The following is an 18943-nucleotide window of genomic DNA, read 5'->3' as shown; positions in this document are numbered from 1 at the left end:
CCGGCGCACCAAGCCCCCCAGCATGTCCCCCTCGTCGAGGTAACCCGCGACGGTTTGGTGGAGAGCATCCACTACGGATCGCTGATCGCGCTCCGAGCAAACGGCACCACCGCAGTGGAGGCCGGCGAACCTGACGCCCCGATGTACCCGCGCTCAAGCCTGAAACCGTTGCAGGCCGTAGCCCTGCTCAAGGCCGGCCTGGACGTCCCGGAAAACCTCTTGGCCCTCACCGCCGCCAGCCACTCCGGCGCGCAGATGCACCGCGAAGGCGCCACCGAAATTCTGAAGCTGCACGGCCTCACCGATGGCGCCTTGGGCAACAGCACGGACCTGCCGTACGGCGTCGCTGAGCGCGAGGAATGGCTCCGCGCGGGCAATGGCCCTACCCAGATCGCACAAAATTGCTCCGGCAAACACGCTTCCATGACCGCCGTCTGCGTGATCAACGGCTGGCCTGTGGAGGGGTACTTGCACCCCGAGCATCCGTTGCAGGTCCTGGTCCGCGACACCATCACCGAACTCACCGGGGAGGAAGCGGCCGCAGTGAGTACTGACGGCTGTGGGACCCCGCTCTTCGCACACTCGCTGCACGGCATGGCCCGCGCTTACGGCCGCCTCGCGGCCGCCAACGAAAGCACTGACGAAGGCAAAGTTGCCCACGCCATGCGCCGCTTCCCGGAAATGGTGGCCGGCGAGGGCCGCGATGTCACTGCGCTCATGCGTGCCGTTCCCGGCCTGCTCGCGAAGGACGGATTTGAGGGCCTCCAGCTGGTTGGCCTCCCCGACGGCACCGGCCTGGCAGTAAAGATTTCCGACGGCGGTGATCGCGCCCGCATGCCTGTCACCATTGAGGTTCTTCGCCGGTTGGGTGTCGACGGCGGCAGCTTGGACACGCTTCAGAGCCCACCCGTGCTGGGCGGCGGCCTTCCGGTCGGCGAGCTCCGCGCGGCCCAAATTTTCAGCAACTAAAACCAAGGACAGCTATGACCAGCGTCGATCAGGCAATCCCGCTCCGTTCCGAACACGACCTCTTGGGTGACCGCGATGTACCCGCGGATGCCTACTGGGGCGTCCACACTCTCCGCGCCATCGAAAACTTCCCCATCACCGGGCAGCCACTCTCCACCAACAAGCACCTCGTCAGGGGTTTGGCTGCAGTGAAGCAAGCTGCGGCCCGCACCAACCATGAGCTTGGCCTCCTGGATGCCGAAAGGGCGGATGCCATCGAGCAGGCCTGCCAGGACATCATGGACGGCATGCTCCATGAGCAGTTCATGGTGGACGTGATCCAAGGCGGCGCTGGCACCAGCTCAAACATGAACGCCAACGAGGTCATCGCCAACCGTGCACTGGAAATCCTTGGCCACCCCAAGGGGGATTACTCCAAGCTGCACCCGAACGACCACGTCAACCTGAGCCAGTCCACCAATGACGTCTACCCGACGGCGGTGAACCTCGCCACGATCTTCTCCGTCAAGGAACTCCTCCTGGCACTCGAAGAACTCGAGGTGGCCTTCGCCGAGAAAGGCCGCGAATTCAGGACCGTGGTCAAGATGGGCCGCACCCAGCTCCAGGACGCCGTACCTATGACCTTGGGCCAGGAGTTTGGCGGCTACGCCGTCACCATCGGCGAGGACCGGGCACGCCTGGACGAGTCCCACATGCTGATCCACGAGATCAACCTTGGTGCCACCGCAATCGGTACGGGCTTGAATGCCCCGGTCGGTTACGCCGAAGCTGCCTGCCGCCACTTGGCCGAAATCACCGGCCTTCCCCTTCTCACTGCCGCCGACCTCATCGAGGCCACCCAAGACGTGGGAGCCTTCGTGCACCTGTCCGGCGTCCTCAAGCGCGTGGCAGTGAAACTCTCCAAGATTTGCAACGACCTCCGCCTGCTGTCCTCCGGACCGCGTGCGGGTTTGGGCGAGATCAACCTTCCGGCTGTGCAGTCCGGCTCGTCGATCATGCCCGGCAAGATCAATCCGGTGATCCCGGAAGTGGTCAGCCAGGTGGCGTACGAGGTCATCGGCAACGATGTCACCGTCACCATGGCCGCGGAGGCGGGCCAGCTTCAGCTGAACGCCTTCGAACCGATCATTGTGCACAGCCTGCACAAGAGCATCTCCCACCTGGAAGCAGCGTGCCGCACCCTTACGGCACGCTGCATCCGGGGCATCACCGCAAACACCGAACGGCTACGGCTTACCGTGGAGCAGTCGATCGGTCTCGTCACGGCATTGAACCCCCATATCGGTTACGCCTCCGCCACCGCTATCGCCCAGGAGGCGCTGGCAACGGGCAAGGGTGTGGCAGAGCTCGTTCTGGAGCATGGCCTGCTGACCGCAGCCCAGTTGGAAGAACTTCTCAGCCCCGAACGTCTGGCAAATCTCAGCAAACAGGTCGAAACTGACCACTAAGCCCAGCGGCTTCAGTCAGCCGTCCCGCCCGATGAGGCATACCGCCACGAGGCGCTGTCTTGCGTGCCCGGATCCCCGACCGGACGCGCCCAGGACACCCCCAACAGGACACTCCTAAGGATTCCAATGACCAATCCCATCACGGACCACACGGTCCCGGCCCAAGCGCACGCCAGCGAAAGGGCCCTCCACCAGGAGGACTCCGGCTACCACAAGGACCTCAAGCCCCGCCAGATCCAGATGATCGCGATCGGCGGCGCCATCGGCACCGGCCTGTTCCTGGGCGCCGGTGGCCGGCTCAATGCGGCCGGCCCGTCCCTTGTTATCGCGTACGCAGTCTGTGGCTTCTTCGCTTTCCTGATTCTCCGCGCTCTTGGTGAACTCGTTCTCCACCGCCCGTCGTCGGGATCTTTCGTCTCCTACGCCCGTGAGTTCTACGGCGAGAAGGCAGCATTCGTCTCGGGTTGGTTCTACTGGATCAACTGGGCCACCACCACCATCGTGGACATCACCGCAGTGGCCCTGTACATGAACTTCTTCGGCAAGTACATCGCCTGGATGGGCGCCGTTCCGCAGTGGGCCTGGGCACTCATTGCCTTGGTGGTAGTCCTCTGCCTCAACCTGGTGTCCGTGAAGGTCTTCGGCGAAATGGAGTTCTGGTTCGCGCTGATCAAGGTGGCCGCGCTGGTGGCCTTCCTCCTCGTCGGCACCTACTTCGTCATCTTCGGCACGCCGGTGGATGGCCAGGAAGTCGGCTTCAGCCTCATCTCGGACAACGGCGGTGTCTTCCCGAACGGCATCCTGCCCATGATCATCCTCATGCAGGGCGTGCTGTTCGCCTACGCCTCGATCGAGCTCGTGGGAACCGCTGCGGGTGAAACTGCCAACCCGGAGAAGATCATGCCCAAGGCCATCAACTCCGTGGTCTTCCGCATCGCTGTCTTCTACGTTGGCTCAGTCATCCTCCTGGCACTCCTGCTCCCGTACACCTCCTACGAAAAGGGCGTGAGCCCCTTCGTGACGTTCTTTGGCTCCATCGGTGTGGAGGGCGTGGACGTCATCATGAACCTCGTGGTTCTCACCGCCGCGCTGTCCTCATTGAATGCCGGGCTCTACTCCACGGGCCGCATCCTCCGCTCCATGTCAGTGGCAGGCTCCGCCCCGAAGTTCGCGCAGCGCATGAACAAGGCAGGCGTCCCGTACGGTGGCATCGCCATCACCGCCGGCGTTTCCCTGCTCGGCGTTCCGCTGAACTACCTGGTTCCGTCCGATGCCTTCGAAATCGTCCTGAACGTCGCTTCTGTGGGCATCATCGTCACTTGGGCCACGATCGTCCTTTGCCAGATGCAGCTCAAGCGATGGTCCGACAAGGGCTGGTTGAAGCGACCGTCGTTCCGGTTGTTCGGTGCCCCCTACACGGGCTGGCTGTCATTGGTCTTCCTGCTGGGTGTCCTGATCATGGTGTTCATCGAGTCCCCGCTCACCATGCTGGTCACCGCGGTTGCCTGCGGACTCATGGTCTGGGGCTGGTTCCTGTGCCGCAAGCAGATCCACGAACTCGCTGCCACGCGCGACGGCTACACCGGCAGCGCACCGGTTATCGCCAATCGCCCGCTCCCCGGCGGCGATAAGTAACAGCAGCACCAAACATCGCCCGACGGCGGCACCCAAGTTCCGCAACAGCGGAACCCGGGTGTCGCCGTCGTCGGTTAACGCGCCCAAGTAGGTCGCAGCTGAGGGCGTTTAGAGGGCTCTAAACGCCCTCAGCTGCGACTTAGTTGGGTGCGGACGCGGCGGAAACAGACATCGGATCATTCGTGGCTACTATTGGTCCATGGCTGTCACAGACGAGGCGATCAGCAAGATCAAAGACATGCTGATCCGCGGGGAACTCAAGGCCGGCGACCGACTTCCGCCGGAAAAGGAACTGAGCGAGCGGCTTGGCCTTTCCAGGAGCTCACTGCGCGAGGCGGTCAAGGCCCTGGAATTGATCCGGGTGCTGGATGTACGCCGCGGCGACGGAACGTACGTGACCAGCCTCGACGCCAAGCTGCTCAATGAAGCCGTGGCGTTTGTGGTTGATCTGCACCAGGATCGATCCATTCTTGAACTCTTTGAGGTCCGACGAATCCTGGAACCGGCCACCGCACACTTGGCGGCGGGCAAAATCGGACCCGAGCAACTGCTGGCCCTCCGAAGCACCATGGACGGCATCGACGAGAACACGGACGTCGAAGAACTCGTGGCCCATGACCTCGAATTCCACAGCATCATCACCGAAGCCGCAGGAAACGACTACCTCGGCAGCCTCCTCGAAGCCCTGTCCAGCAGCACCGTGCGGGCGCGGATCTGGCGTGGGCTGACCCAGGAAAAGGCCGTGGCGCACACCTTGGCCGAGCACCACGCAATCGCGGACGCGCTGGAACGCGGCGACGCCGAACTGGTGCGGGCTTTGGTTACGGTGCACATCAGCGGCGTGGAGAACTGGTTGCGGCAGGCGCTCTAACTTTCCTCGCGCTCTAAGTGCCAGCGCGCGGAGCAAGGCCGTAGGTCCGGATCGCTGTTCCTTCAAGCACGGCGTCCTGTTCGGCCGGACTCAGCGTGGAAACGAGTTCCAGCAAGACATCCAGGGTCCGCCCATACGGCGCCCCGAGCGTGCTGACCGGCCAGTCGCCGCCGATCATCAAGCGCTCCGGGCCGAAGGTCTCCAGAGCTGATTCGAACAAGGGCCGCAACCTGTCCGCCGAGTACTCAACACCCGGCAAGTGAAGCCCGGAAAGCTTGGCCACGGCGTTCGGCTGCCGCCCAAGAGAACGGAAGTCGGCGCGCCACGGGTCCATGGCCCCGGGGTCAGCCAGAGGGGGCTTGCCCAGGTGATCGAGCACTACGGTCAGTTGGGGCATCTCTCGGGCCAGCCGGACTGCTGACCCCAGATGCCGGGGAAACGCATCCGGGACATCGAAGGCGAGCCCGCGACCTGCCACCATCGCCAGCGACTCGCGAACAGCCGGCAGGTGGAGGAAGTCAGCCCGGGGATCCTCATGAATCAGGTGCCGGACGCCCTTGAAAACGGGCTGGGCGCCGAAACGGGCCAATTGCTCGGCGGCCTCGGTCGGTGACTCCAGCCGCACCCAACCCACCACTCCCAGTACCCAGGAATTCCGCGCGGCCACAGCCAGCATGGCCTCGGTGTCGGCCTCTGTGTCGTCGGCCTGCACCAAGACGGTTCCCCTGACACCTGCGGCAACCAGCGACTCATGGGCCTCATCCTCGCCGTAGCTGCGGAAGAGGGCACCGTGCTGCGGACCGAGCCAGGAATAAGGGCGCACTCCGCCGGTGACGAAGGTGTCCAAGGTCCACAGGTGCAGGTGCGAATCAATCACGCCCGGCTGCCTCCAACGCGTCCCACAGCTCTTCGGGCACGTCCGACTCCATCCGGGCCGCGTTGGTGGCGACTTGCCCGGGAGCGCTGGCTCCGGCTGTCACGTTCACCACGGCGGGATGCCGCAGCGGGAACTGGAGGGCCGCCGTCGGAAGTTCCACGCCAAAGTCGCGGCAGACGGCCGCCAGGTGGCGTGCCCGCTCCACCAGTGCTTTCGGTGCCCGATCGTAGTTGTAATGGGCATCGTCGGGGACTTCCGGACGGGCCAGCAATCCGGAGTTGAAAGCACCAACACTGACGACGCCGGTGCGGCGCTCCACACAGCGCTCAAGCAGCGGGACGCTGGGCTGCTCAAGCAGGGTGTAGCGTCCGGCGAGCATGACAAGGTCGAGGTCAGCGGCTTCGACGCATTCCAGCGCAGCCTCGGCCGAGTTGATGCCCACGCCGATTGCCTTGATCAGTCCCTCGGACCGCAGCTTTTCAAGTACTGGCAGCGCCTGGGAGATTCCCGCTTGGAGGTCGTGGACATCGGGATCGTGGAGATACGCGATGTCCACGTGGTCCAGGCCGAGGCGCTCCAAGGATTCTTCGATGCTGCGCCGAATGCCGGCCTCGGAGAAGTCCCATACCCGCCTGGTGGTGGCTGGGACATCGAAACCTTCGGGGTCCTGTCCACCGGCGGCGTTGGGTTCCAACAGACGGCCCACCTTGGTGGAAACGACAAACTCGTCCCGCGGCTTGTCCCGAAGGACGGCTCCCAGTCTCTGCTCGGACAGGCCCAGGCCGTAGTGGGGCGCGGTGTCGAAGTAACGGATCCCGGCGTCCCAGGCAGCCAGGACGGTGGCGAGCGCTTCCCCATCGGGGATGGCACGGTACAGGTTCCCGATCCCGGCCGCGCCAAAACCGAGCTTGCCCAGACTAAGTGGCGTCAGTGATTCGGCATTCATGGCAACTCCCATACCTTCTGGATACCCTCATCCTCCCCTGAGTAATCGTCCTGGACCTCCAAAAGTTCAGCCATTCGAGCCTGCCACGGCACATTGGCAGGGTGATCGGCGAGCGCGTGGCGCATCGATTTGTAGTCGTCGACGTCCACCACATGGAAGAGGTGGAGCCCGCTGCGCCAAATACGCCAGTTCCTGACCCCAGCGTCCTTGAGCGCCGCCACCAGTTCAGGCGGGATGTGCGCGTGGGCGTCGGCGTATTCCTCTTCGGCTCCCTGCTTAAGCTTTGTGTGAAGGGCGATGCTCTCAGCCATGGGATGCCTCAGGCTCCGCGGTCCCGGGCTTCAGGAACAGTTCCAACACCGGAACTGCAACGTCGGGGCGTTGAACAGGCAGCTTGATGGTCAGCGTTCCCGGGGGTTGGCCGCCCGGTGTCATGTTCATCGCCTGCTGCCCGGGGTCCACCTCTTTGAGGAAGACCTCCGAGGCATCGTTCAGCAATTGCGCATACTCAACCTTGCCAGCCAGGTCGGGCAGATGAACGTACTCGAACGGCCACGCAAAGAGGTGGACATACAGCCGGTCGCCACGCTGGGTGTAGCGGGCATCCGCTGGGGCCGTAAACGGCGAAGCCCCGGCACCGTAGATGGCGCGGGAGTGCAGCTTCATCCACTCTCCAATCCCCTCCAAGGAAGCGAGCGCCCGGGGATCGATGCTGCCCCGGCCCGTCGGCCCGACATTGAGCAGCAAGTTGCCGCCCTTGGACACCCCATCCACCAACATGCGGATGAGCAGGTCCACGGACTTGTAATTCAAATTGTCCCGGTCGTAGCCCCAGCTGCCGTTGAGAGTCTGGCAAGCCTCCCAGGCGACCGGTTCGCCGTCGAGCATCATGGGGCCAGCGGGCTGGTACTGCTCCGGCGTGACGAAGTCTCCCGGTATATCCAGCCGGTCATTGACGATGATTGCGGGCTGCAGCTCCCGCACCATGGCGAGCAGCGCTTCCGAGTCCCAGTCCTTGCGACCCTTGCCACCCCAGTAATCCTCTTCGTGTCCGCCTGTGTAAGAGAAGTCGAAGAACAGGTAGTCGATGGTGCCGTAGTTGCTCAGGAGCTCCCGCACCTGGCCATGCAGGTAGTCCCGGTAGCGGGCCATGTCACGTCCGCTGTTCAAGCTTTCGACGTCGGCCGCGTTGCGTTGCGGGTGTACCCCGTCAACGGTGAAGTCGGGGTGGTGCCAGTCCAGGAGGGAGTGGTAGAAACCGACCTTCAGTCCCTCGGCCCGGAGTGCTTCCACATAGGGCGTGATCAGATCACGACCGGCTGGCGTGTTGGTGGCTTTGTACTCCGTCAGGGCTGAATCCCACAGGCAAAAGCCGTCGTGGTGCTTGGTGGTGAGGACCACGTACTTCATCCCTGCTTCCCGGGCGGCGCGGGCCCACTCCCGGGGATCGTAGAGATCCGGGTCAAAGCGCCGGAAGTACTGGGAGTATTCCTCCACTGTGGTCTCTTCCCGGTTCATCACCCACTCGTGCCGAGCCGGGAGCGCATAAAGGCCCCAGTGCACGAACATCCCAAAGCGTGCTTCTTCGAACCAAGGTGCGTGCTGGATCAACGGGTTTCCTTCCATACAGGGCCGTCAGGAAAGCTGTACGCGGCCAGTGTTTCACGGAGCATTTCGTTGCCGGCCCCAGGAGCCGACGGCGGCCAGTACGCGCCGCTGTGGACAACTACGGGTGTGATGAAGTGTTCGTGGAGGTGGTCCACGAATTCGATGGTCCTGTCCTCCTTGGTCCCTGACACAGCGATGTAGTCGAACATGGACAGGTGCTGCACGGCCTCACACAGCCCAACCCCGCCGGCGTGTGGACACACCCGCACGCCGAACTTGGCGGCGAGCAGGAGGATGGCGATGTTCTCGTTGACTCCTGCCACCCGGGCAGCGTCGATCTGCAGGACCTGGAGTGATCCGGCTTGGAGCATCTGTTTGAACACCACCCTGTTTTGGACGTGTTCCCCGGTTGCCACGGGAATCGGGGCAACGCCGCGGGCGATGGCTGCATGGCCCAGAATGTCGTCCGGGCTGGTGGGCTCCTCGATCCAGGCAATGTCGTAGGGGGCCAGGTGGGCCATCCAGTCGATGGCGTCCTGGACATCCCAGCGCTGGTTGGCGTCCACGGCGATCCTGATATCCGGGCCAACAGCTTCGCGCGCAGCCCGGACCCGACGGATGTCATCCTCCAACGAGGCTCCAACCTTGAGCTTGATCTGCGTGAATCCGTCGGCCACGGCTTCCTTGGCCAGCCGCGTCAGTTTCTCGTCGCTGTAACCCAACCAGCCCGGCGTCGTGGTGTATGCGGGGTAACCCTCGGCACGAAGAGCCGCTGTGCGTGTTTCCCTTCCCGGCTCGGCGGCGCGAAGTATCTCCAACGCCTCGTCAGGGGTGAGTGCGTCCGATATGTAGCGGAAGTCCACCAGTGCCACGAGCTCTTCCGGAGTCATTCCAGCGAGCAGCTCCCAGAGGGGCACCCCGGCGCGTTTGGCCTTCAGGTCCCACAGGGCATTCACCACGGCACCGATGGCCATGTGAATGACCCCCTTCTCCGGCCCGAGCCAGCGGAGCTGGGAATCGTGGGCCAACAGTTTCCAGGTGGCGCCCATGTCACTGAGCAGCTCCTCAACTGTCCGGCCAACGATGTGCCCGCGGAGGGCATCGAGCGCCGCTGTTTCCACCTCGTTGCCGCGCCCGATGGTGAACACGAAGCCGTGGCCCTCATGCCCGTCCCCCGCGTCGGTGCGGATGATCAAGTAGGCGGCGGAGTAGTCGGGGTCCGGATTCATGGCATCCGAGCCGTCCAATTCAAGGGATGTGGGAAAGCGGATGTCGAACGTATCCACTGCGGTAATGGTGCTCATGCGGCTCCTGAAGTGCGTCACGATTCTTCACCGAGCCTAAACATCCGATGTCTGCCTTGTCAATGGGTCACATTTCCGTATTATGGGTGAAAACAGCACACTAGAGCTCGGATGTTAGTCCCGAACGCACGGAGGAAGCCATGACCTTGAAATTCGCCAGGCTGGGCACGGCCGGAAACGAACAACCGGCCGTCATCGCCCAGGACGCCGACGGCACCGAGAAGTACTTCAGCCTTACGCCCTTGACCAACGACATCGACGGCGGTTTCCTCGCTTCCGACGGCATCGAACGTACCCGTGAGGCCCTGAATAAAGGGGAACTCCCGGAAATCCCAGCCGAAGGCCTGCGCATCGGCGCTCCCGTTGCGCGCCCCGGTGCCGTGGTGGCCATCGGCCTCAACTACACGGCTCACGCTGCAGAATCCGGTGCGACACCGCCCGAGGTTCCCGTGGTCTTCCTCAAGCCCAGCAACACCATCGCCGGCCCGTTCGACGCCGCCCCCATCCCGCCGTCGTCGGAAAAGTACGACTGGGAAGTGGAACTGGCAATCGTGATCGGCCGCGAAGCGTCATACCTTTCCTCTGTTTCGGAGGCTGAGGCTTGCATCGCCGGCTACGCAGTGGCCAACGACCTCTCCGAGCGCGAATATCAGATCCCCGGCGCTGCCGGACAGTGGACCAAGGGCAAGTCCCTCCCCGGCTCCACTCCCCTGGGCCCGTGGCTGGTTCCCGCCTCAGATGTGGACGCCAGCAACCTGCGCCTCCAGACCCTGGTCAACGGAGAGGCCCGCCAGGATTCCAGTACCTCGGACATGATCTTCGACCCCGCCACGATCGTCCACCACCTCAGCCAGTACATGGTTCTGGAGCCGGGCGACGTGATCATCACCGGCACCCCGGAGGGCGTTGCGCTGTCCGGGCGGTTCCCGTTCATCCAGCCGGGCGATGTGGTGGAACTTGAGATCGACGGCTTGGGCCGCCAGCGCCAGGAGTACTTCCGCGCCCAGTCCGGCCCAGGCGCTGCGCGGGCCGTTTCCCTCGCCAGCACCACCGCCTGATCCGATGGCAACCTCGGTGGGCAGGGAATTCGAAGGCCTCGCAGCTCTGGTGACCGGCGGTGCCTCCGGGATCGGAGCGGCCATCGCGGACCGACTGGCGGCCGGAGGTGCGCAGGTGGCGGTCCTCGACCTCGCCCCGGAAACCAGTCCGCACTTTGGTGTGCAGTGCAATGTTGCCGATGACGCCTCGGTGCGTGCCGCCGTCGAAGGCGTTGCCAAGCAGTTCGGCCGGCTGGACATCGTCATCAACAACGCCGGCATCGGCGCGCAAGGTGACATCGCAGCGAACGACGACGACGAATGGCTGCGCGTCCTCAACGTCAACGTTGTGGGAATCGCCCGGGTCAGCCGGGCAGCCCTGCCATATCTGCGTGAGTCGCCGGCTGCCGCGATCGTGAACACCTGTTCCATTGCGGCGACGGCAGGGCTCCCGCAACGGGCGCTTTACTCTGCGTCCAAAGGCGCGGTCCTGTCCCTGACGCTCGCCATGGCGGCTGACCACGTGCGTGAGGGCATCCGCGTGAACTGCGTGAACCCCGGCACCGTGGACACACCGTGGGTGGGCCGACTGCTCGATTCGGCGGCTGATCCCTCCGGCGAGCGCGCCGCCCTCAACGCCCGCCAGCCCCACGGCCGGATGGTTGACCCTACGGAGGTGGCCGGCGCCGTCGCGTACCTCGCCAGCCCGCTGTCAGGTTCGACGTCGGGCACCTCCCTGGCGGTCGACGGCGGCATGCAGGGTTTGCGGTTGCGGCCGGCTCAGTAACCGGCGTGGGGCTGGATCAGTAGAGCCCGCTGAAGATCTGCCAGCCCCAGCCAACGGTTTCTGCGCCCTTCCAACCACCGCGGCCGTCGGCGTAGTACATCACCAGTTCACCCGCCGCATTAACACCGTGGATGTCGTTGAAGCCATCTCGGTTAAAGTCGCCCGCGCTGCCGATATTGGTCAGCGCATTCCAGCCCTGCCCGATCTGGCGTGAGCTGGTCCATCCGCCTGCGCCGTCTCCGCCGTAGAGATGGAGTCCTCCGGCCTTGTCTTTGGCCAGGACATCGACGTTGCCGTCGCCATCAAAGTCGCCGGGACCGATCAGGAGGTCCATGACGTCCCAGCCCTGGCCGACCTTCACCCTGGGACTCCAACCGCCCCACGGATGCGAAGGGAAGACGTAGAGATCCCCGTTCGCCTCACTGCCCAAGAGATCATTGAGGCCATCGCCGTTGAAATCGCCGGGACCCACCACTTTGTCGATGCTGTTCCACCCCCAGCCCACGGCATAGCGGAAGGTATAGAACCCGCCGTCACCCGTTCCTTGGAAGCGGTACAGCGTCCCGGAACCATCGGTGGCCATGAGGTCGGTGATGCCGTCAGTGGTGAAGTCGCCGGCGGCAAAGATCCTGGTAAACGCGTCCCATCCAGGGCCTACTTGCCGGGTTTCCTGCCAACCTTGGACCTCGTCCCTCCCCAGGTACATCATGAGCGTTCCGTCGTGCCTGCGGGCCATCAGCTCAAACACGCCCCGGCCGGTGAAGCCTTCCGCCCGCATTGGTTCTTTGCGGATCTCTTCCGACTCGCCGGTGACGACTTCCTGGCCGGCGCAGTTGGTAGGCGAGCCAGTGGCGATCGCAGAGATCCGGCCGCCAAGGTCATCAGCTTCCAAGGGATAGAGGTATGGAGAATAGGGCGGACTGGTTTCCACGGGTTCGCCGTCCCGAAGCCACTGGATGGAATAGCTGGACTCGCCGCTCCCACCACAGTTGGCGAAGTAGGCCGGCGCACCTTCCACGGACAGGACCGCGCCCACGATCGGATGGCCATAAACTTTCACATCCTGGGCGTCTGCTGCGTGCGCGGCCGGCGCCAAGGTTGTGCCCACCAGCAACGCAGCCATGGTTCCTGCCGCGCTGATTCTTTTCCCGCAAAACAGGCCCACGATTCTCCCTCGACAGGTGCCGTATGCGCCCATCCTAGGAGGCGCCCCCGACGGCGGGACGAACGCGGGCGGCGACAGGCCGCCGTCGTGCGTTTGATTCCCCGTCGTGCGTTTGATTCCCCGTCGTGCGTTTGATTCCCACAGTGACCTCCATTGCGTAACGCAACTGGCCCGCAACGTCCTGCCCTGACGGTTCGCCTATGCTCAACCACAAGGAATCAACGGCGACTCACTTAGCAAACCCAGGAGACACAGCCATGAGCAACTGGCGCATCAGGGACTTCCACTCGTCCGACCTCGACGGCATCCTGCACCTGTGGGAATCACTGAAGGCCGATGGCGTGGAACCCGTCTACGCGTTGTCCGAGGTCCTGGCATCGTGTGAAAAGGACCACGCGGTGGTGGCCGTGCAGGGTGATCAAGTAGTTGGCGCCGCAGTGGGTCGCGCCGCGCACGACCAAGGCTGGATCGTTTTCCTGGCCACCCTCACCGAATTCCGCGGCCGTGGCATCGGCACCTCGCTGCTGTCCGCCGTCGAGAACCGCATGGCTCCTCACGGCCTGAACAAGCTGTCCGCGCTGATGCCGGAAACCGAGACGCGCGTAGAGGCGTTCCTGGGCCGCGGTTTCGTGGTGAAGAAGAACCTTCGCTACTTCGAACGGACCATTCCCGTGCAGCGGCAGGAGCTTGGTGCGTTGGGGCTGCTGGGCGGGCGGATTCTGGCGCGGGATCTCTGGGAGAACGTGGCGGGCATGCGGCGTGAGAAGGAACTGCTGGAACGCCGTTTGGTGCTTCCGCTGGCCGAGGCCGATCTCGCCGACGAATACGGTGTGGTCCCGCCGCGCGCCGTCGTGCTGTTCGGCCCGCCAGGCACGGGCAAGACCACCTTCGCCAAGGCCATTGCTTCACGGCTCGAGTGGCCGTTCGTTGAGGTCTTCCCCTCGCGTTTGGCCGCTGATCCCAAGGGCCTGGCCGGTGCGCTGCGCGAGACGTTCCTGGAAATCGCCGAACTGGAGCACGCCGTGGTGTTCATCGACGAGGTCGAGGAAATCGCGTCGCAGCGCGCCGGGGATCCGCCGTCGCCATTGCAGGGCGTCACCAACGAGCTCCTCAAAATCATCCCGGCCTTCCGCGAGCAACCCGGCCGTTTGCTGGTGTGCGCCACCAACTTCATCCGCGCCTTGGACACTGCGTTCCTGCGCCACGGCCGCTTTGATTACGTGATCCCCATCGGCCTGCCCGACGTCCACGCCCGCGAGGCCATGTGGCAGCGATTCATCCCCGCCACGGTGGTGGATTCGGTGGACATCGCGCAGCTTGTGGAGCGGACCGAGGGTTTCTCGCCCGCAGACATCGAGTTCGCCGCCCGCAGCGCCTCCCAGCGTGCTTTGGAGAAGGCCGTGTACGACGACGGCGGCTCCGGTCTTGCGTCCAACGGACGTAAGGGACCGGTCACCCAGGATTACCTCGACGCGATCGCCGACACCCGGACGACCGTGAGCCCGGAGGTGCACCAGGACTTCCTGGAAGACATCGACGTGCTGGGCCGGGTCTAGGGGCTGCCTTTCCTCGAGTTCGCCGGAACGCTGCGGGATCGCCGGAATCTTCCGGGTGATCTCGACGCATTCCCGCGATCTCGGCGCGGGGGCAAGGGCACCGGTAATCTTTGAGCCATGTCCACGAATCCCCTTCGCCATGCACTCTCGCGCATGGGCGGCCGCGATCCCCATGAAAAGCACCGTACAGCCACTCCGTTGGAGCTGTTCTTCGACCTGACCTTCGTCATTGCGTTCGGTGTTGCCGGCAGCCAGTTCGCCCATGCCGTGGCCGAGGCGCATTTCTGGCCGGGGTTGTTGGCATTTTCGTTCGCCATGTTCGCGGTGATCTGGGCCTGGATCAACTTCACCTGGTTCGCCAGTGCCTACGACACCGACGACTGGGTATTCCGCGTAGTCACCATGGTTCAAATGTTGGGGGTGCTCATCCTGGCCATGGGCATCGAGCCGGTGTTCCATTCGATCATCGAGGGCAGGCACGTGGACAACGTCACCATGGTGCTCGGGTACATCGTGATGCGGGTGGCCTTGATCTTCCAGTGGCTGCGCGCTGCCCGCCAGGACCCCGAACGCCGCGAGACGTGTTTGCGCTACGCAAAGTACGTGGCGGCCATACAGGTCGGCTGGGTGGCGGTGCTCCTGATCGATGCGAACATCCTCACTACTTTCCTCATGGCAACCCCACTGTTCATCCTGGAGATGGCGGCACCGTACTTTGCCGAACGCAAGATCCGTACCCCTTGGCATGCCCACCACATCGCCGAACGCTACGGACTCCTGGCCATCATCGCCCTGGGCGAGTGCCTGATCGGCGCCATCGAAACCCTGCGCGCGATCGTTGCCCTACACGGCTGGACGCTGGATGCCGCCTTGGTTGGCCTCAGCGGCACAGGCCTGGCCTTCGCCATGTGGTGGATCTACTTCATCCTGCCCTCAGGTCCGGCACTTCATGTACAGCGGCATCGCTCATGGATCTTCGGCTATGGCCACATCTTCATCTTCGCTGCCATCGCTGCGACCGGCGCCGGGCTCCACGTGGCTGCCTACTACATCGACCACGAAGCACACATCCCCGCAGCAGCGGCTATTGCCTCCATCGCGATTCCGATCATCCTGTTCAAGGTTTCACTGACCACGCTGTACAGCATCATGCTCGGACTGGAGCGCGAACACCTCTGGAGCTCTGCGCTGGTGGTCCTTGCCCTCGCCGGAAGCATCGCCATGGCGGCCGCCGGCGCTTCGGTACCGCTGTGCATGCTGGAGATGATGCTGGTCCTGGGCCTTTCCATCGCCTACGACGAACGCCGCGGCCATAGGGGCAGGGCGGCCGCACTCCGGCGGCTGGAAACCGCCGCCGGCTAAGGCTCTCCGTCGCGTTGTGAGGCCTGGCAACGGCCCCGCAAGACCTACTCGGGAACGATCTCGTCCAGCTCCGCGATCAAGTACGGATTGATCCGCTCCAGGATCATCAGGATTTCCTCGCGGGGAACCGCCGTGTACAGCACCGGACGGGCATCAGCGTAGCGGGTTACCGGCGGCTTGTCCGGCCACTTCTCGGCGAGGGCCTGGACCCGCTCGGGCAGCGAGTTGTGGGCGTTGTCGGCGATCTTCACCAACGTAGCGTCGTGGTCTTCGGCGACGTAACGGATGCCGGCGTCGTAATCTTCCGGGTCGTCGTGGAAGCGGCGGGTGACTCTTTCGATAATCGCGAGCGCACGCTCGGAGACACCCATGTCCAGCAACGCCTGCCGGGTGATGGGCGTGTCCTCAGCAATGTCGTGAAGGTACCCTGCGATCTGGATGTCCTCGTCAAAGTCCGCGAGTGCATCGCCCACGGCCAGGACATGCTCCCGATAGGGACGCTTGAGCTTGTCCTTCTGCCGGTTGTGAGCCACCTCCGCCAGGACCTGGGCTGTCTCTACAGTGAAGCGTGGTTCGGTCATGCGGGCCTCCGGGTTGAACATGGGACCACGGGGATTGGTCCCATGTTCAGGCTATCCGCTGTTGCGTGGCCGAAAGCGCGCTTTGCGGGTCGGGACCTGTTTACCAATCCTGAACTGCGCGTGCGGCGATGGCGACGGTGACGGCCCTCGGCAAGCGCTGCGCGAACCCTGCAGCCACGCGGTTGACCCAGCCCGAGACGACGCTGCCCGGTGTTCCCTTGCGGTCCAGGGCCTTGAGCGCAGTCCCTACAACCTGCGCGGAGGTCTGCATCTTGCCTACGGCTGCGGACTCACCGCCAAGGACCTCGAAGAACTCGGTGCGGGTTGCTCCGGGGCAAAGAGCCAGGACATTGAGTCCGGAGTCCTTGGTCTCGTGGGCCACGGCTTCGGTGAAGCTCAGGACGAACGCCTTGGTAGCACCATAAACGGCCATGCCGGGGATGGGCTGGAAGGCGGCCGTGCTTGCGACATTCACCAGGGCGCCCTTCCCGGAAGCGAGCAGGTTTGGCAGGAAGGCGCGGGTGATATCCACGAGGGCGGCAACGTTCAAGGAAATCTCAGAGGCAATGGTGTCCGGGTCCTCCTCGACCAATGGACCATGGGTGCCGAAACCTGCGTTATTGATGAGCGTGTCCACGGTGATTCCGCGGCTGGCCAGCTCGTCGAAGAGCTCGCGGCCAACCCCTGCGCGGCCCAGATCCATGGGGAGCACCGTCACCGTGACTCCATTCTTGGAGCGCAGTTCCTTAGCGAGCTCCTCCAAGCGATCCACCCGCCGGGCCACCAGGACAAGGTGGGAGCCACGGGCAGCGAACCGGTGGGCGAATTCAGCACCGAGTCCGGAACTGGCACCGGTGATGAGTGCGGTGGTGCCGGTGTAGGTCATGGTCATGGCATATCCAATCGGTTTGAGGCTGAAACTAATGTAGTCACTGTCAACATGGTAGGCAGTGTCTACTTTGTTGTCAATGACTACATTGGCCTAGACTTATCCCATGATCGAGCAGCCCTACCACCACGGCAAACTCCGGGAAGCCCTCTTGGAACGCGCCATGGAAACCATCGAAGAAGCCGGCGTCGACGGACTCTCCCTGCGGCAGCTCGCCCGCGACGTGAATGTCAGCCACGGCGCCCCGGCCAAGCACTTCCGCGATAAACAAGCCCTGATTGATGCGATGGCGCTGGCAGGCTTTGAGTCGATGAACCGCCTCATCCTGGATGCCGCCCAGTCCGACAGCGATCTCCGGAGCCGCTTCGTCAGGGTTGGAAAGGCGTACGTCGGATTCGCCGTGGCGCACCCGGCACTCCTGACCGTGATGTACTCCACCAAGCACCACCCTGATTCCAGCACCGAATTGCGGAGCACAGGCGAGCAAGGGATCCATATTGCCCAAGGCATGATCACTGAAGCACAGAATGCCGGCGCACTGGCTGCGGGCGACCCCGAAACATTGGCCATGGTGTGCTTCGTGAGCCTCCACGGCGCCGCGCTGCTTGCGGCCGGCAAGCATCTGGAGGGGACAACGGTGGACGCCGTGGTGGCTGCCACCACCGACACCCTGTGGGCAGGCATGGCGGCGGGGGTCCCGGCCGCGCAGCTCGAACAGGCAGGGCAGCTCGGCGAGGCCGCAGGGCACAGCTAGGCTGCGAGCCCTGCGATAGCCTTCCTCACAGCCGAGCTCAGCTGGAAGTTGCGGCAGCCCACTCCCCCGGGCTCCGCCTGCTGCGGCACGTACCCGAAGCCGAGTTCATACACGGGGTCCGCGAATCCCAAAGATGCGCTGGCGCCGTCGTGCCCGAACGCGCGGTAACTGCCGAATGGCATCCTGGCATGGGACTTCATGAAAACAGTGCCGAAGCAGCCGGTTTCACCGAACACACGGTCCACCCCGAACACCTGCTCGGCGCTCACCGCACGGATGGTCTCCTCGGTAAGGAGAGGCACGACGGCGATTTGCCCGCCGGACGCTGAACCGGCACCATCGCCAGCGAGTCCAGTCAAAGCCGCCGCATAGATCCTCGCCATTCCTTCGGCACTCGCCACGCCGGCAGCGGAACTCAACCCCGCGGCCCTCACTTCCCGGATGTTCGGCAGGTCCAGGATGTCACCCACCGCAGAGTTGGCCGCCAGGCCGATGTGGCTGGCGGGATCCACCCATGGCCACGAAGGATCGGCGGCCCAGCGGAATGGTGCGAATCGGGCTTCTTCGGACTCGGGCAGTCCGAGATAGAAATGGGCTCCGGTCACCGCACGGATCCGCTGTTCGAAGACTTCCTGCAGGGTGGAACCGGTAATACGGCGGCATAGCTCTTCCATGAAAATGCCGATGGTCAGCGCGTGATACCCGAATGCTGCACCCGGCTTCCATAGTGGGGACAGCTTGGCGAGCTTCGCTGCGGCGAGCTCGGAGTTATTAACCTCCCCAAGCGTCAGCCCGCCTTCTACGCCCAAAAGCCCGGCCTGATGGGACAGAAGCTGCGCAACGGTGATCGACGCCTTGCCCTCTACGCCAAACTCGGGCCAATATTTGACCACTTCGACATCAAGGTCCAGAACACCGTCTTGTACCAGCAGTGCCATGACCAGGCCGGCCATGCCTTTGGAACACGAAAATACGCCAGTCACCGAATCCGGGCGAATGTGTGGTCCACCGCTCAGGTCCAGCACTTTGACGCCGCGATGGTAGACCGCAACTTGTGCCGAGTAGTCCGGATCCCGGTCGAGGAAAGTGCCGAAGAGCTCAGCGACGGTTTCAAAACCTGGGGCGATCACCTGTGAATGCATCCAGACAGCCTA

At 63.9% G+C, this 18943-nt stretch carries 18 protein-coding genes; 9 read left to right on the top strand and 9 right to left on the bottom strand.

Features of this window, described 5'->3' with window-relative positions; genetic code table 11:
• From GVL04_RS21485 to GVL04_RS21470, 4 genes are all read left to right on the top strand, one after another.
• On the top strand, positions 1-969 hold a 969-nt coding region (locus GVL04_RS21485), incomplete at its 5' end, for an asparaginase (RefSeq protein ID WP_159708316.1).
• A 14-nt stretch (positions 970-983) separates the two neighbouring features.
• Entirely contained in the window at positions 984-2417 is a 1434-nt protein-coding gene (locus tag GVL04_RS21480; protein WP_159708314.1) for an aspartate ammonia-lyase, read from the top strand.
• Positions 2418-2543: 126 nt separating this feature from the next.
• Positions 2544-4052 carry an amino acid permease gene (locus GVL04_RS21475; RefSeq protein WP_159708312.1) on the top strand — a complete coding sequence of 503 codons (1509 nt, stop codon included), beginning with the start codon at positions 2544-2546 and terminating at the stop codon, positions 4050-4052.
• A gap of 199 nt (positions 4053-4251) precedes the next feature.
• Positions 4252-4923, top strand: a complete 672-nt coding sequence (locus GVL04_RS21470; RefSeq protein WP_159708310.1) for a FadR/GntR family transcriptional regulator — start codon at positions 4252-4254, stop codon at positions 4921-4923.
• A 13-nt stretch (positions 4924-4936) separates the two neighbouring features.
• Here the strand turns inward: GVL04_RS21470 and GVL04_RS21465 are convergent, their stop codons facing one another.
• From GVL04_RS21465 to GVL04_RS21445, 5 genes are read right to left on the bottom strand one after another with little or no spacing between them, the layout of a single operon-like run.
• Positions 4937-5800 carry an amidohydrolase gene (locus tag GVL04_RS21465; RefSeq protein WP_159708308.1) on the bottom strand — a complete coding sequence of 288 codons (864 nt, stop codon included), beginning with the start codon at positions 5798-5800 and terminating at the stop codon, positions 4937-4939.
• Positions 5793-6746: an aldo/keto reductase gene (locus GVL04_RS21460; protein WP_235036389.1), complete on the bottom strand. Its 954-nt coding sequence runs from the start codon at positions 6744-6746 to the stop codon at positions 5793-5795. The genes GVL04_RS21465 and GVL04_RS21460 overlap by 8 nt, the downstream gene beginning before the upstream one ends.
• Complete coding sequence (locus tag GVL04_RS21455) at positions 6743-7057, bottom strand: L-rhamnose mutarotase (protein WP_159708304.1); 315 nt, start codon at positions 7055-7057, stop codon at positions 6743-6745. Before GVL04_RS21455 ends, GVL04_RS21460 begins: the two co-directional genes overlap by 4 nt.
• Positions 7050-8357, bottom strand: coding sequence for an alpha-L-fucosidase (locus GVL04_RS21450; RefSeq protein ID WP_159708302.1), 1308 nt, complete (start codon positions 8355-8357; stop codon positions 7050-7052). The genes GVL04_RS21455 and GVL04_RS21450 overlap by 8 nt, the downstream gene beginning before the upstream one ends.
• On the bottom strand, positions 8354-9658 hold the full coding sequence (locus tag GVL04_RS21445; RefSeq protein WP_159708300.1) for an L-fuconate dehydratase: 1305 nt from the start codon (positions 9656-9658) through the stop codon (positions 8354-8356). Before GVL04_RS21445 ends, GVL04_RS21450 begins: the two co-directional genes overlap by 4 nt.
• A gap of 140 nt (positions 9659-9798) precedes the next feature.
• On the opposite strand from GVL04_RS21445, the gene GVL04_RS21440 reads away from it, so the two are divergent.
• Entirely contained in the window at positions 9799-10716 is a 918-nt protein-coding gene (locus GVL04_RS21440; RefSeq protein ID WP_159708298.1) for a fumarylacetoacetate hydrolase family protein, read from the top strand.
• A 4-nt stretch (positions 10717-10720) separates the two neighbouring features.
• On the top strand, positions 10721-11482 hold the full coding sequence (locus GVL04_RS21435; protein WP_159708296.1) for an SDR family NAD(P)-dependent oxidoreductase: 762 nt from the start codon (positions 10721-10723) through the stop codon (positions 11480-11482).
• 16 nt (positions 11483-11498) lie between these two features.
• On the opposite strand, the gene GVL04_RS21430 is transcribed toward GVL04_RS21435, so the two are convergent.
• Complete coding sequence (locus GVL04_RS21430; protein ID WP_235036388.1) at positions 11499-12605, bottom strand: FG-GAP-like repeat-containing protein; 1107 nt, start codon at positions 12603-12605, stop codon at positions 11499-11501.
• A 299-nt stretch (positions 12606-12904) separates the two neighbouring features.
• Here GVL04_RS21430 and GVL04_RS21425 point away from each other — a divergent pair, with 299 nt between their 5' ends.
• A complete protein-coding gene (locus GVL04_RS21425; protein WP_159708292.1) occupies positions 12905-14203 on the top strand; it encodes an ATP-binding protein in 1299 nt (432 codons plus the stop codon).
• A 117-nt stretch (positions 14204-14320) separates the two neighbouring features.
• On the top strand, positions 14321-15565 hold the full coding sequence (locus GVL04_RS21420) for a low temperature requirement protein A (protein ID WP_159708290.1): 1245 nt from the start codon (positions 14321-14323) through the stop codon (positions 15563-15565).
• Positions 15566-15609: 44 nt separating this feature from the next.
• Here GVL04_RS21420 and GVL04_RS21415 read toward each other — a convergent pair whose 3' ends face one another.
• Together GVL04_RS21415 and GVL04_RS21410 are read right to left on the bottom strand one after the other, a co-directional pair.
• Positions 15610-16146 carry a phosphohydrolase gene (locus GVL04_RS21415; RefSeq protein ID WP_159708288.1) on the bottom strand — a complete coding sequence of 179 codons (537 nt, stop codon included), beginning with the start codon at positions 16144-16146 and terminating at the stop codon, positions 15610-15612.
• A 100-nt stretch (positions 16147-16246) separates the two neighbouring features.
• Complete coding sequence (locus GVL04_RS21410) at positions 16247-17038, bottom strand: SDR family oxidoreductase (RefSeq protein WP_159708286.1); 792 nt, start codon at positions 17036-17038, stop codon at positions 16247-16249.
• 103 nt (positions 17039-17141) lie between these two features.
• Between GVL04_RS21410 and GVL04_RS21405 the strand changes: the two genes are divergently transcribed.
• Positions 17142-17789 carry a TetR/AcrR family transcriptional regulator gene (locus GVL04_RS21405; RefSeq protein ID WP_159708284.1) on the top strand — a complete coding sequence of 216 codons (648 nt, stop codon included), beginning with the start codon at positions 17142-17144 and terminating at the stop codon, positions 17787-17789.
• On the opposite strand, the gene GVL04_RS21400 is transcribed toward GVL04_RS21405, so the two are convergent.
• The gene (locus tag GVL04_RS21400) at positions 17786-18931 is read right to left on the bottom strand and encodes a serine hydrolase domain-containing protein (protein WP_159708282.1); all 1146 of its coding nucleotides are present in this window, start codon (positions 18929-18931) and stop codon (positions 17786-17788) included. The two genes, GVL04_RS21405 and GVL04_RS21400, sit on opposite strands and share 4 nt — an antisense overlap.
• Positions 18932-18943 lie beyond the last annotated feature (12 nt).

The sequence above is a fragment of the Arthrobacter sp. 18067 genome, assembly GCF_902706295.1.
Classification (GTDB): Bacteria; Actinomycetota; Actinomycetes; order Actinomycetales; family Micrococcaceae; genus Arthrobacter.
The sequence above is the reverse complement of the archived record's forward strand: the minus strand, read 5'-3'. Positions and strand labels throughout refer to the sequence as shown.